At 57.2% G+C, this 536-nt stretch carries 1 pseudogene; it reads left to right on the top strand.

Features of this window, described 5'->3' with window-relative positions:
- Nucleotides 1-536, top strand: a pseudogene (locus AC1DZP_RS36355) (hypothetical protein); the annotation flags it as partial.

Consider the following 536-nt stretch of genomic DNA (forward strand, 5'->3'; position numbering starts at 1 on the left):
ACCGAGATTTTCGCGCTACAAGACGAGATCACCGCCAGCGTTGTTGCGGCGATAGAGCCGCAGATTTACGCAGCTGAACGCCTTCGCCTTCAAAGTAAGGCGCCGGAGAGTCTCGATGCGTGGGGCTGCGTTGTACGAGCAATGCCTTACATCTGGACATGGGTTATTCAAGACGAGGACACCGGCATCAACCTGCTGAAGCGAGCGATTGAGCTTGATCCCGACTATGCACGCGCCCGCAGCCTACTCGCGTGGGCCTTCGCCACCCGTGCAGTCACCGGTAAATTGGAGTTTGAGCGAGGCATATCCGATGGCCTCGCCTTTGCCCAGGGTGCGATAGATCTTGATCCCGACGACCCGTGGGCCCATTTTGCGGCAGGTTACGTATACTCGTTTTCGAGACGACTTGGGCCGGCGGTGGAGGAACTGAACGAGGCATTGCAGCGCAACCCGAACTTTGCATTTGCCCACATAATCTTGGGTGTAGCGTACGGCTATGCGGGACTTGCGSAAGATGGTCTCCGTCAGCTCGAAAT

The organism is Mesorhizobium sp. P2_F8, assembly GCF_056403655.1.